Source organism: Pseudomonas moraviensis subsp. stanleyae (genome assembly GCF_036283065.1).
Taxonomy (GTDB): domain Bacteria; phylum Pseudomonadota; class Gammaproteobacteria; order Pseudomonadales; family Pseudomonadaceae; genus Aquipseudomonas; species Aquipseudomonas stanleyae.
The window spans coordinates 122,382-135,018 of record NZ_JAADJI010000011.1; the positions used below are offsets into that span (position 1 = coordinate 122,382).

The following is a 12,637-nucleotide window of genomic DNA, read 5'->3' on the forward strand; positions in this document are numbered from 1 at the left end:
ATGCGCGTTCTACTCGTGCTGTTCAGCCTGATGCTGTCGATGTCGTTGTCGGCGGCCGAAAAACTGCCAGTGGTCACCAGCTTCAGCATCCTTGCCGACATGGTTCATCAGGTCGGCGGCGAGCATGTGCAAGTGACCAACATGGTTGGCCCGGACGCCGATGCGCACACCTACGAGCCGACCCCGGACGATGCCAAGGCGTTGCTCAAGGCCAAAGTGATCATCAAGAACGGCCTCGGTTTCGAGCCTTGGCTGGATCGTCTGGTGACCAGCACCGACAGCAAGGCCACGGTGATCAGTGCCAGTCGCGGTGTGATTCCACGTTCGCTCGATGAAGACGGCGAAACCGTTGCGGATCCCCACGCCTGGCACAATCTGGCGAACGCCGAGTTGTACGTCGCCAACATCACCAAGGCACTGATCGCCGCCGACCCGGCCAACAAGGCTGACTACGAGCGCAACAGCCAAACCTATCTCAAGCAGATCTACGCCCTGCTCGCCGAAGCCAAGAGCAAACTCGGTGCGCTGCCGCCTGGCAATCGCAGGATCGTCACCAGTCATGACGCTTTCGGCTACCTCGGTCAGGCCTATGGCATCGACTTTATCGCGCCACAGGGTTTGTCCACCGAACGCGAACCGTCCGCCGCCGAAGTCGCTGCGCTGATCACGCAGATTCGCCAAGCCAAGGTGAAGGCGGTGTTCATGGAAAATATCAAGGACGCGCGCCTGCTCAAGCAGATCGCGGATGAAAGCGGCGCCCACATCGGCGGCACGCTGTATTCGGATGCACTGGCTTCCAGCGGACCGGCGAGCACGTTCACCGGTCTGTTCGAATACAACCTCGACACGCTTTACAAGGCGTTGAGCCAGCCATGAGTTGCGTGGTGTTATGGCGATTCGCGAGGAGGCTCGCTCCCACAGTGAAACGGATTTCAACTGTGGGAGCGCTGCGAAGGTTTCAAGCGCGGGGTTTTACCGTGCCGCAATCCTGACCCAGCCACACCGCACGGGTTTCCAGGCTGCCCTTCTGGTTGATGCCGATAGCGTTGAAGGTGCCATTGGCGACGGTGGTGAATTCGCGGTCACTGAGGAAGGTTGCTATCCCGGAGCCTTGGGCTTTCGGGCAGCTGAAGCGGAATTTCCATTGGTTGCCGGTGCGCTCGGTGATCTGCTGCTTGCAGCCCGATTGCGGGTCGGCCAGCGGGATATCGTTGGTCGCCACTTGCTGAGGCGTCAGGCAGGCGCGGATGCCCTTGCCGCCGATGTTGATGCCGTTCTTTTCCAGTGCCGCGCGCTGCTGCGGGGTGATCTGGCCCTGAATCTGGCCAAGGATCGATTGCACGTCCATGGCCTGGTCATCGACCTTCAGATTGCTTGAAGTCATCTCCCACAACCCCGGCTGCAGCATTTGCGCCTGCGCAACCACCGGCAATGCCAAACCCAGGCCCAGCGCCAAACCCAGCAGACGAACGTTCATCGAGAAACTCCTGATCAGTTGTGGCCGTTAGACGCCGGCCGGTTGCGTCGGTTCATGCACCGATTAAATAGAGACATTCGCAGCAGAACATGGTCTGTTAAGCATTGCATCTCGCGGAGCAAGGCTGCCCCATGGATTTTTTCGGACCGCACATTTTCGGCTACCTGATCGCCCTGTTGCACACACTCGGTTCGATCGCTGCGATCCATGCGGTGCTCACCGTGCGCACCGCGCAGGGTTCGATTGCCTGGGCATTGTCGCTGATCTTCATTCCCTACCTCACGCTTATTCCGTATCTGGTATTCGGCCGCAGCACCTTCGATGGCTACATCAAGGCCCGGCGCCAGGCCAACGAGCAGATGCGCCTGGCGATTTCCGAATTGAACTGGCGCCCGTGGGTGGAAGAAGCCCTGACCGCCCGCGCTTCGAGTGCCTACGCCTCACTGCGCGCGATGCCGAAACTGGGACGCATGCCGTGCCTGGCGAACAACGAGGTGCAACTGCTGGTGAACGGCACCGCGACCTTTGATGCGATTTTTCAGGCGATCGAGCAAGCCCGGGAAGCCGTGCTGATCCAGTTCTTCATCATCCATGACGATCGGCTCGGCCAGCGCTTGCGTGATTTGCTGTTGAAGAAAGCCGCCGAAGGCGTGTCCATTCATCTGCTCTACGACCGAATCGGCAGCCATGCCCTGCCCCATAAGTATGTACAGGCATTGCGCGAGGCCGGCGTCGAAGTCAAAGCTTTCGCTACGCGCAGTGGCTGGCTGAACCGCTTTCAAGTCAACTTCCGTAACCACCGTAAAATCGTCGTGGTCGATGGCGTGGTCGGGTTTGTCGGCGGGCATAACGTCGGCGACGAATACATGGGTGAGAAACCGCCACTGGCGCCTTGGCGCGATACCCATGTCAAAGTACGCGGGCCGGTGGTGGCATGCATGCAGGAGTCGTTTGCCGAAGACTGGTTCTGGGCCGCACGCACTCTGCCGCCGTTGATATTGCCGGATGAGTACCCCGCGGACGGCGTGCTCTGCCAATTGCTCGCCAGCGGCCCGGCCGATGCCTACGAAACCTGCTCGCTGTTTTTCGTCGAAGCCATTCACGCGGCGACGCAGCGGGTATGGATCACCAGCCCGTACTTCGTGCCTGACGAGGCCGTATTCGCCGCGCTGAGGCTGGCAGTGTTACGAGGGGTCGATGTGCGCCTGCTATTGCCGTCGCGGCCGGATCACCGAATCGTCTATGCAGCGTCCAGCCTGTATGCGTTTGAAGCGGTGCGCGCCGGCGTTCGGGTGTTCCGCTATCGACCGGGCTTCCTGCATCAGAAAGTGGTGTTGATCGACAGCGAGATCAGCGCCATCGGCAGCGCCAATCTGGATAACCGCTCGTTCCGCCTGAATTTCGAAGTCATGCTGCTCACCGTCGACAGTGAATTCGCTGCCGCTGTGGAACACATGCTCAATGATGATTTCGCCCAGGCCGACGAAGTGGCCAAAGAAGAAAGCCGGGAGATCCACCGCCTGCAACAGGTCGGCATGCGGATCGCCCGGCTGATTTCGCCGATTCTATGAACGCCCTGTTATCAGGGGTTGTAGATGTCGTCGCGGGTCCACGGCAGTTCGTGGCTGCCATCCGGGTGCGCTTTCACGGCGAGGATCTGATGCAGGTTGATCCAGCCCCGGGCGAAGGCATACGCACAGCCGGCCAGGTACAGGCGCCAGATACGCAGCGCTTGCTCAGGCACCAGTTTCGCCGCAGTTTCGAGGTTGTCCTCCAACCGCTCGCTCCAATGATCAAGGGTGCGCGCGTAATGCAGGCGCAGGCTTTCGACATCGACGATCTCCAGCCCCGCTTCACTGATCTCGGCAGAGATCATTGCCAGGTGCGGCAACTCGCCGTTGGGGAATACGTACTTCTCGATGAATTCCCCCGCACCGCGTCCAACCGGGCGGCCATCGGTGTGCTTGGCGGTGATGCCGTGGTTCATCACCAGGCCGCCCTCCTTCACCGCACCGAACAGGGTTTTGCAGTACTCGGCGAGATTGGCGTGGCCGACGTGTTCGAACATGCCAACGCTAACGACTTTGTCAAAACGACCGTCCTGCGGCAGATCGCGATAATCGAGCAACTGTAGTTCGACCTGATCTTCCAGGCCTTCGGCTTTGACCCGCTCCTGCGCCAGCGCCAGTTGTTCTTTACTCAAGGTGATACCGAACACCTTCACGCCAAATTCTCGCGCCGCATAGCGCGCAAGACCGCCCCAACCGCAGCCGACGTCCAGCAGATACTCGCCCGGCTGCAAGCGCAGCTTGCGGCATAAATGGCGGAATTTGGCTTGCTGCGCCTGTTCGAGGGTTTCGCTGCCGGTTTCGAAATAGGCACAGGAATAGGCCATGTCGCTGTCCAGCCACAGCTGGTAAAACGCGTTCGACAGGTCGTAATGGTAGGAGATGGCTTTGGCGTCGGTGTCCTTGTCGTGATGCGCTCGCACCGGCTGACTGCCTTCATCTTCGTCGAGCAGTGCACTGCTCAACTCGTCGCAGACGCGGATGACCTCGCTGATCGAGCCCTCCAGTTCCAGTTTGCCCTCGACGAATGCCGCACCCAGCGCATCCAGGCTCGGGTGGGTAAATTGAGAGACCATCTGCGGGTCCTTGACCACGATGGTTACGCTGGGCGCCGGGCCCAGATTGAACTCGTGGCCGTCCCAGAGTCGCAGGCGCAGCGGTAACTGCAGATTCTGTAAGGCCGGTGGAAGTTGCGCGAGCATGGAAAATCCCCCCTTGTTTCAGACGTCTGATCTGAGGGTAGACCAACCTTGAAAAATAGCAGGCTATCGATTCGATTGGCCTGGTCTATCATCACCGGCGCCTCGGCTGAACCGCCGATAACACGCGCCTTACGATAAATGACTGCCTGCTCAGCCCGCGGTTCATGAATTTTCTTTCATTTTTCTTCAGCACTGAGCTTGAGCAACGGTTCTTGAAAGCGCAGTAAACGCCCGGCGTTGCCCAAGACCAGCAGAGTGCTGAGATTGTGCAGCAACGCTGCGATCATCGCACCGGCGGCGCCGAGCCAGCCGAAAGCCGCGAAGACGACAATGGCCAGGGTCCAGCCGAGACCGATCACCACATTGACCTGCAAAGTGCGCCGGCACTGACGACTCAGGCGCACGCAGGTACCGAGGCGACGCAAGTCACTGCCGATCAAGACGATGTCGGCTGACGCCAGGGCAATGTCGGCACCGCCGGCGCCCATCGCCACACCGACCACGCCGGCCTTGAGCGCCAGGGAATCATTGATGCCGTCGCCCACCACCATCGGGCGAAAGCCGTGTTCGATTTCCTTTAGCACCCGATTGAGTTTGTCTTCGGGTAAGGCTTGCGCGTGGACTTCGTTCAGCCCGACTTCTTGCGCCAGGGTTCGGGCCACACTGTGACGATCACCGGTCAGCAGCAGTTGTCGGCCCAGACCCAATACGCATAGTTCGCTCAGGGCAAAGCGTGCTTCGGGTTTGACGCTGTCGGCGAGCAACAGCCAGGCGAGGAATTCACCGTTCAGGGCCAACCCGGCGATCGGGCCGTCGTGTTCAGGAACTACAGTCGTGATGACGCCCAGCTGCGCGAACAACTCTGGCCGACCGAGCGCCGCCTCGCCCTTCTCCGTCACCGCTACTACACCAAGGCCTTGGCGCTCATGGATATCTGACAACGGCCAATAGGCGTCCTGATGAACCAGCCCCGAGAGTGCACGACTGACCGGATGACTGCTCGCCGCGCCAAGACTGGCGGCCAGCGCCTGCACTTCTTCGGTGTGCGCGCTGAGGCTGTCGATCGACTGCAAACGCAAGGTGCCGTAAGTCAGCGTGCCGGTCTTGTCGACCACCAGCGAGGTCAGATCGGCGAGTTCTTCGAGAAACGCCGAGCTGCGAATCAGAATCCCGTGACGCGCGGCGACGGCGACACCGGCAATCGCCGTGGCCGGGGCCGACAGCACCAGTGCACATGGACACGCCGCCACCAACACCGCGAGCATTGCTTGCGCATCGTTGGTGACGAACCAGGTCACCGCCGCCAGCAGCAACACCAGCACCATGTAACTACCGGCGTAACGCTCAAGCAATCTTGTGATCGGCGGCTTGGAGCGCTCGGCGTTTTGCATCAGGGCGATGACTTTGCCCAAGGTGGATTCGTCGCCGGTGCGGGTGACTTCGATGCGCAGCAATCCATCGAGGTTGATTGTCCCACCGAACACCGGCATGCCGAGGCCAGCTTCCACTGGAACCGACTCACCGGTAATCGACGCGGTGTCGAGACTTGCCTGACCCGATATCACCCGCCCGTCCGCCGGGACCCGATCGCCGGCCCGCACCTCGACAATATCGCCGGCGCTGAGCGTGCCGTTGTCCACTTCGATAATCGCGCCGTCTGCTTGCAGCTTGCGTGCATGGCTGCGGGTCAACTGGCCGAGCGCGTTAATCGCTTCCTGAGAACCGATGACACTGCGCTCTTCCAGCACATGGCCGAAGATCATGATGATCGGCAGCAACGCGGCGGTGAGCAGATCGCCGGTCGCCCACGCACCCAGCATGGCCAGTGCGATCAACTGATCGGTGATGCCGTGCAGGCTTGGGTAGCGCAGGCTGTACCACGCCGAACGCATCACTGGAACCGCCACCAGCAACGAGGCGAAACCGAGCAGCAACTGGCTGACACCGATTTGCTCCGGGAGTATCCAGCGCCAGACCAGCCCCAGACCCAGCAGCCCGAGCGCAAGCATCGCCAAGGTCAATTGGCGCGCGGCGCGACGTTGTTCGGCCGAGGACAACAGGCCTGGAGCAGCGGTGGTCGCCGTCATTGACTGGCTCCTTGAATGATCAACCGGGAATCGTCTTTCGGGTTGACGGTGGTGACCGAGCCGGCCTGACCGAGAATCTTCGGTATGCGTTCGCGATACAGACGCAGGAGCATTTGCGGGTCAGCAGACTTGGCCAGACTCGAGACGGTAGCGGTATCGGCCGAGGCTTTCGCAAGTCGCTCGCCAGCCTGCGCGTGAGCCACCTGCAACGTGCGGTCAGCCTGTTCGTTGGCCGACTGAGTGAGTTTTTCCGCCTCGGTGCGCGCATTGGCCACCGCTTTATCGGCTTGCTGACTGGCGGTCAGAACCGCATTGAAGGCACTGACCGCCGGCTCTGGCAGACTTGATTGCACATCCACCCGCGACACCTCGATGCCGATGCCTTGGCCGCTCGCCTTCAGTTCAGCGAGACGCCCGTTGATGCCTTGCACCAAATCACCGCGCAATCGCTCGCGGCGCTCCGCGGCCTGGTTGTCGGCGCCCATCAGTTCCGGGCGCGCAACAAGAATGGTGTCGAGATCGCGCGCGGCAGTCAGCGCTACAGCGCTGCGCGTTACCAACCGATCAAGGGCCGGCAGCACATGCTCGCCCTGCAATACAAACTCATAGGGATCGGCGACTCTGTAGAACACTCGCACGTCGAGTTGCACGGCGCCGGCGTCACCGGTCAATAAATAACCAGAGCCGGCGATGGCATCGCTCAATGGTGTGGCGAAAGAAGCCACACGATCAGCCTTCAGCGCCTCGTCACTGCGCAACAGATTTTCCACCCGGCGCTCGATTATCCGATCCGCCGCTGGCAACAGCACTACCTGTTCAAAGGGTTGCGGCCATGCCCATAACAGTCCGGCATTCTGCACGCGATCCAGCGCCCCGAACTGCAGCACCACGGCGCGGTTCTGCGGATCGATCTGGCGCACATTCGAGAACGCCCACGCCAAGGCGGCCAACACGGTGACCGCGTAAAGGGCGATAAACGCCAGACGCCCTGCCTGAATCCACGGACTGTTCAACGCATGTGTTCCACGTGGAACTTGTTGATTCATGGTTGCGATCCGGATTTGCTGTCGAGACTCGGCGGGCCATCGACCAGCACGCGGAACGGCGCGGCATCGGTGCGCAGAATCAGCTTGGTTTCCGGCGTGACGATGGTGCCGAGGGTATCGAGCGAGCGCAGCAGGTTGTACAACTGCGGCGAGCTGGCGTAGGCGCGACCATAAATTTGCGCAGCCTCGACCCGGGACTGCGCTTCGATGTTGGCGGCTTTCACCGTCGCGTCGGCCTGGACGATTCGTGCATCGCGTTCAGCAGCGGACCGGATTTGCGCCGCTTCGCGCTTGCCGATTGCTGTACGTTCGGTGGCAATGGTTTCACGCTCGGCGCGCATGCGATCGACCGTGGCGCTAAGCGTGACCGACGGCAAAGTCAGCCGCTCGATACCGACCTGCACCACGCGCACGCCATACGTGGCGAGCAACTGTTGTTCGATCTGCTGACGCAACTGCGCTTCAAAATCGGCGATGCGCACTTGTTTCGCATCAGTGTTGACCAGATTGGCCAGGTCAAAACTGCTGGCCGTGGTCTCCAGGGCTGAGCCGACAAAGGTGCGAATCTGCCGCGCCGCTTCGTCCGGCTGATTCTGCACGGCACGCATGAAACGCTGCACATGTTCAGGATCACCCTGCACCTGCCACGCGACGTAGGCCTGAACGATGATGCGCAAACCGTCCCGGGTGCCGACGTCCTGCAAACCACTTGAGGTGGTACGTAGACGCAAATCTACCGGGATCGCCGCTTCGAACGGTGCCGGCCAGCGCCAGCTCAGACCGGGATCGAGCAAGACCCGCGACGGATTTCCGAAACGGGTGATGACCGTGGCTTCACCGGAGCGCACTTGCACCAGACTCGCGGCGGCGATGGCGAACGCAACCAGCAACACAGCCCAGCTCATACGTCGCCAAGGAAAGGGTCCGGCCTCTTGCGGATCGCCGTGATGGTGATGATGACCATGATGATGGTGATGGTCGCCGTGGCGGTAGTCGTGGCCGCTGTGGTCGTGAACGTCATGAACAGACGACTGGCTCAATGGGTGGCTCCTGGTTGCGCGGTGGTACGTGCGGACGACGGATCAGTCGGCAGCGTGAAAGTACGCAGATCGATGGTTGGCGCATTTGCGTTGCCGCCGAGTCGATGGTCGAGTACCAGCAACCTGGCCTTACGCAAGCCCTGATGGAGCTGATCGAAGTACTGCTCCAGCACGAAGGCCTGACCGGCACTGGCGAAGGCTTTCTGTTCGGCACTGAATTTCAGGTCGGCGGTTTGCGCGGCGGCATTGATCTCCCGCGCATTTGCGGTTGCCTGATCGCCCGCCGTGCTTGCCTGCAACTGCGCCTCGTTGCTGGCCTGCGCAGCCGCCCCGCGCTCGCGAGCGATCAACGCCTGCGCGCCAATCTGCGCCGCTTGCACACTGTGATAGGCATTCGCCGCGCCGGCCGGGGGATGAATCGCTTCGACAACGGTGGCGAGGATTTCCACACCACTGTTCAGTCTGTTCAGATCGGTTTGCACCGCGCGACCGATTTCTTCTGCCAGCCCTGCCCTGTCGTCGCCGAGCAAACCGTCGAGGGTGCGCGAGGCGAAATCGTGAACCAGGATGCGGCTGGCAGTGCTGCTAATCAGCGCCGGTACATCGGCGCTGTTATAGGTCGCGGCGAGCGCCGCCTCGTCGTCCAACCCGATGCGATAAACAAAGCGCACGTCCATGTTGACGATTTGCAGACTTTGTTGCGCACCGCGGCTGCTGGCGATGACCTGGGATTTGTCGTTGACGTGGCTTGCATCCCACAAACGGTTGGCGGTCAGCGGCGCCGGGCCTTCAGCAGAATCTGTCGGCACGGCTGACGGCTTGTCGCCAACGCTGGTTGCCAGCTCGTGAACTACGCCGTTTTCAACAGTGAGTACGCGACCCAGCGGCCAGGGCAGACCGCTGTGCAAGCCTGGACCGAACACCTGTTGCGGCTTACCGAAGCGCTCGTAGATGCCACGCGCTTGCAGGGGAATTTCATGTACGCCGGTCAGCAGCCATCCGATCAGGACGACCATTGCCAACACGGGCAACAAGGCTCGGCGCATGTAACTGAACGCCCAGATCTGGCGCAGATCGATGCCAAAGCGGTTGTGCATTTCATCCTGCAACGCGAGCAACGGCTGCGGTGGCCAGCGCAGCATATCGGCGATAAAACTGCGCGCCAGTAGGGTCGGTTCCAGTTGTTCGCGGCGCGGGCTGAAGACAGCCAACACCGCGCGCAACAACAGTTCGATGGCAACCAACATCGGCAGGATGGCACTGAGCACCGCGATGCGAACCGGCCAGACTGCGCTTTCGCTGGCAAACAACAGGCACAGTGCGCCGATCAGAAGGGTGATGATCGCCACCCGGGTCAGTTGCGCCAGTATCGCCGCTTCCGGCCATTGCGCCGGCAGCTCCTGGGCCAGCTGCCGTTCCAGCACCAGCAAGGCAAACGCCAGCAACAACGCCAAGGCCGCACCGACGCCGCCCGACAGACCCAACGCCGTTCCAGGTAAAGTGAGGCTCCACACCTGCTCAATACTGAGTATCACCAGCAACGCCCAGCCGCCGAGCCATAACGTCGGCGCGCCGATCTGCCCGAGCAGATGGCAGCTGCGCTGGCTCAAGCGCTCCAGAAGCCTTTCGTACCAGCCATCAACTGCGGCGCCCTCCTCCGCGACTGCCGTTTGCGACACGGGCGGATGCATCACCCGTGCGCGCCATTGCGTCACCCACCAGGCTGATTGCACACTGGCGACCAGCACCAGCAAAGCTGCGCTTTGATTGACCAACAACGGCAACCACAGCGATTGCGGCGCAAAAAGGCCGACGAAAAACGCCAGCACCCAGCCCGACGCGGCCACTGCCCCGAGTCCATACGCCAACCGACGCAATTTGCGTGACTGCGCGGCTGCCTGCTGAAAGCGCGGCAGCCCGGTGACTGGCGTGGCGTCCAACTCAAGATCGACTTGCATAACACCCCGAAAATGTAGGCTCTGCGTTCATAGCGTTACGATATAACGCAAACTGTGAAATATTCGTACACAATTGCCCTTATTCAAAGACGCCGCAGCTGTCGCTTGCCTGAAGCCTTGACCGAAATGTTCGGCGAAGCTCATATTACGCACGTAATTTTTATCGCGACTAATCTTGGCTGTCCCCCATCGAGCAATATGGAGCAAGCGCATGAGCAACTATGACGTGGTGATTCTGGGCGGCGGCCCCGGCGGGTATAACGCAGCGATCCGCGCCGGGCAGCTCGGCCTCAAGGCTGCTTGTGTCGAAGGGCGTTCGACCCTTGGCGGCACCTGCCTGAACGTTGGTTGCATGCCGTCCAAAGCCTTGTTGCACGCCTCCGAGCTCTATGCCGCTGCGGTGGGCACCGAGTTCGCCAACCTCGGCATCGAAGTCAAACCGACGCTGAACCTGGCGCAGATGATGAAACAGAAAGACGAAAGCGTTGCTGGCCTGACCAAAGGCATCGAGTTTCTGTTTCGCAAGAACAAGGTCGACTGGATCAAAGGCTGGGGCCACATCGACGGCCCGGGCAAAGTCTCGGTGACCGACGCTCAGGGTAACAAGACCGAGCTCAGCGCCAAGGACATCATCATCGCCACCGGCTCCGAGCCCACACCGTTGCCCGGCGTCGAGATCGACAACCAGCGCATCCTCGATTCCACCGGCGCGCTGTCGCTCGGTGAAGTGCCCAGGCACCTGGTGGTGATCGGCGCCGGGGTGATCGGCCTGGAGCTGGGTTCGGTATGGCGGCGGCTTGGCGCGCAGGTCACCGTGGTCGAATACCTTGATCGCATCTGCCCCGGCGTCGATGGCGAGGCCGGCAAGACCCTGCAACGCGCGCTGAGCAAACAAGGCATCGCCTTCAAATTGGGCTCGAAGGTCACCAGCGCCACCAGCTCCGCTAGCGGCGTGCAGCTCAGCGTCGAGCCTGCCGCTGGCGGCGCTGCCGAGCTGATTGAAGCTGATTATGTGCTGGTGGCCATCGGGCGCCGGCCGTACACCCAGGGTCTGGGTCTGGAGAATGTCGGCCTGAGCACCGACAAACGCGGCATGCTGGCGAACAAGCAACATCGCACCGAAGCCGCCGGGGTCTGGGTGATCGGTGACGTCACCTCCGGACCGATGCTTGCGCACAAGGCTGAAGACGAAGCCATGGCCTGCGTCGAGCAGATCCACGGCAAGGCCGGTGAGGTCAATTACGCGTTGATTCCCAACGTCATTTACACCCAGCCGGAACTGGCCAGCGTCGGCCAGACCGAAGAGCAGCTCAAGGCCGAGGGCCGCGCCTACAAGGTCGGAAAGTTTCCCTTCACCGCCAACAGCCGGGCGAAGATCAATCATGAAACGGAAGGCTTTGCCAAAGTCCTCGCCGACGAGCGCACGGACGAAGTGCTGGGCGTGCACTTGGTCGGGCCGAGCGTGAGCGAGATGATCGGTGAGTTTTGCGTGGCGATGGAATTCAGCGCGTCAGCCGAGGACATCGCCCTGACCTGCCATCCGCATCCGACGCGTTCGGAAGCGTTGCGTCAGGCAGCGATGAATGTCGAGGGGATGGCGACGCAGATGTAGGTTCAAAACCTTGCCGCCGTCTTCGCGAGCAGGCTCGCTCCCACTTTGAAATGCGTTAGACCTGTGGGAGCGAGCCTGTTCGCGAATGGCGCCACCCGGTCTACAGCGGAAGATGCCCCAACGGCAACGCCCCCGGCGCCTTCACCGTATGAATGGCAAAATTGCTGCGGATATCACTCACCCCCGGCAGCTTCAGCAGATGGCCACTGACAAAGCGGTCATATGCACGCAGATCCGGCACCACCACTTGCAACAGGAAATCCGATTCGCCGGACACCAGAAACGCTGAGACCACCTCGGGTAGCGCAGTGACGGCCGCATAAAAAGCCTCGGCCCGCTCTTCGTTATGCCGCTCGACTTTGACGCCGACAAACACCGTCAGCCCCAGCCCGACTTCATCGCGATCCAGATTGGCCTGGTAGCCGCGGATCACTCCTGCTTCTTCAAGCATGCGCACCCGCCGTAGACATGGCGAGGCCGACAGGCCGATTTGCTCCGCCAGCTCGACATTGCTCAGGCGGCCGTTGCGTTGCAGCGCGGCGAGAATCTTGCGGTCGTAGGCGTCGAGTTTCATTTTTGGCAGATCCCAATAGTCAAAGCCTGGAAAACCATCAGGTTATGCCAAACGCATGAAGTTTTGAAGCTGA

General features: G+C 61.1%; 10 protein-coding genes. 3 read left to right on the forward strand and 7 right to left on the reverse strand.

Annotation, left to right across the window (positions count from 1 at the left end; genetic code table 11):
- The gene (locus GXB78_RS20625; RefSeq protein ID WP_329516766.1) at positions 1-876 is read left to right on the forward strand and encodes a metal ABC transporter substrate-binding protein; all 876 of its coding nucleotides are present in this window, start codon (positions 1-3) and stop codon (positions 874-876) included.
- 82 nt (positions 877-958) lie between these two features.
- Here the strand turns inward: GXB78_RS20625 and GXB78_RS20630 are convergent, their stop codons facing one another.
- Positions 959-1,477, reverse strand: a complete 519-nt coding sequence (locus tag GXB78_RS20630) for a DUF3617 domain-containing protein (protein WP_329516767.1) — start codon at positions 1,475-1,477, stop codon at positions 959-961.
- A 131-nt stretch (positions 1,478-1,608) separates the two neighbouring features.
- Here GXB78_RS20630 and cls point away from each other — a divergent pair, with 131 nt between their 5' ends.
- On the forward strand, positions 1,609-3,048 hold the full coding sequence (gene cls, locus GXB78_RS20635) for a cardiolipin synthase (RefSeq protein ID WP_329516768.1): 1,440 nt from the start codon (positions 1,609-1,611) through the stop codon (positions 3,046-3,048).
- Positions 3,049-3,059: 11 nt separating this feature from the next.
- Here the strand turns inward: cls and cfaB are convergent, their stop codons facing one another.
- From cfaB to hflK (GXB78_RS20660), 5 genes are all read right to left on the reverse strand, one after another.
- Positions 3,060-4,247: a C17 cyclopropane fatty acid synthase CfaB gene (gene cfaB / locus GXB78_RS20640; protein ID WP_329516769.1), complete on the reverse strand. Its 1,188-nt coding sequence runs from the start codon at positions 4,245-4,247 to the stop codon at positions 3,060-3,062.
- A gap of 176 nt (positions 4,248-4,423) precedes the next feature.
- Complete coding sequence (locus tag GXB78_RS20645; RefSeq protein ID WP_329516770.1) at positions 4,424-6,334, reverse strand: heavy metal translocating P-type ATPase; 1,911 nt, start codon at positions 6,332-6,334, stop codon at positions 4,424-4,426.
- Positions 6,331-7,380, reverse strand: a complete 1,050-nt coding sequence (gene hflK, locus GXB78_RS20650; protein WP_329516771.1) for a protease modulator HflK — start codon at positions 7,378-7,380, stop codon at positions 6,331-6,333. Before hflK (GXB78_RS20650) ends, GXB78_RS20645 begins: the two co-directional genes overlap by 4 nt.
- On the reverse strand, positions 7,377-8,420 hold the full coding sequence (gene hflC / locus GXB78_RS20655) for a protease modulator HflC (RefSeq protein ID WP_329516772.1): 1,044 nt from the start codon (positions 8,418-8,420) through the stop codon (positions 7,377-7,379). Before hflC ends, hflK (GXB78_RS20650) begins: the two co-directional genes overlap by 4 nt.
- Positions 8,417-10,378: a protease modulator HflK gene (hflK, locus tag GXB78_RS20660; RefSeq protein WP_329516773.1), complete on the reverse strand. Its 1,962-nt coding sequence runs from the start codon at positions 10,376-10,378 to the stop codon at positions 8,417-8,419. Before hflK (GXB78_RS20660) ends, hflC begins: the two co-directional genes overlap by 4 nt.
- Before the next feature lie 211 nt (positions 10,379-10,589).
- On the opposite strand from hflK (GXB78_RS20660), the gene lpdA reads away from it, so the two are divergent.
- Positions 10,590-11,990, forward strand: a complete 1,401-nt coding sequence (lpdA, locus tag GXB78_RS20665; protein ID WP_329516774.1) for a dihydrolipoyl dehydrogenase — start codon at positions 10,590-10,592, stop codon at positions 11,988-11,990.
- Positions 11,991-12,090: 100 nt separating this feature from the next.
- Here the strand turns inward: lpdA and GXB78_RS20670 are convergent, their stop codons facing one another.
- The gene (locus tag GXB78_RS20670) at positions 12,091-12,564 is read right to left on the reverse strand and encodes an Lrp/AsnC family transcriptional regulator (RefSeq protein WP_056791036.1); all 474 of its coding nucleotides are present in this window, start codon (positions 12,562-12,564) and stop codon (positions 12,091-12,093) included.
- Between the last annotated feature and the right edge of the window lie 73 nt (positions 12,565-12,637).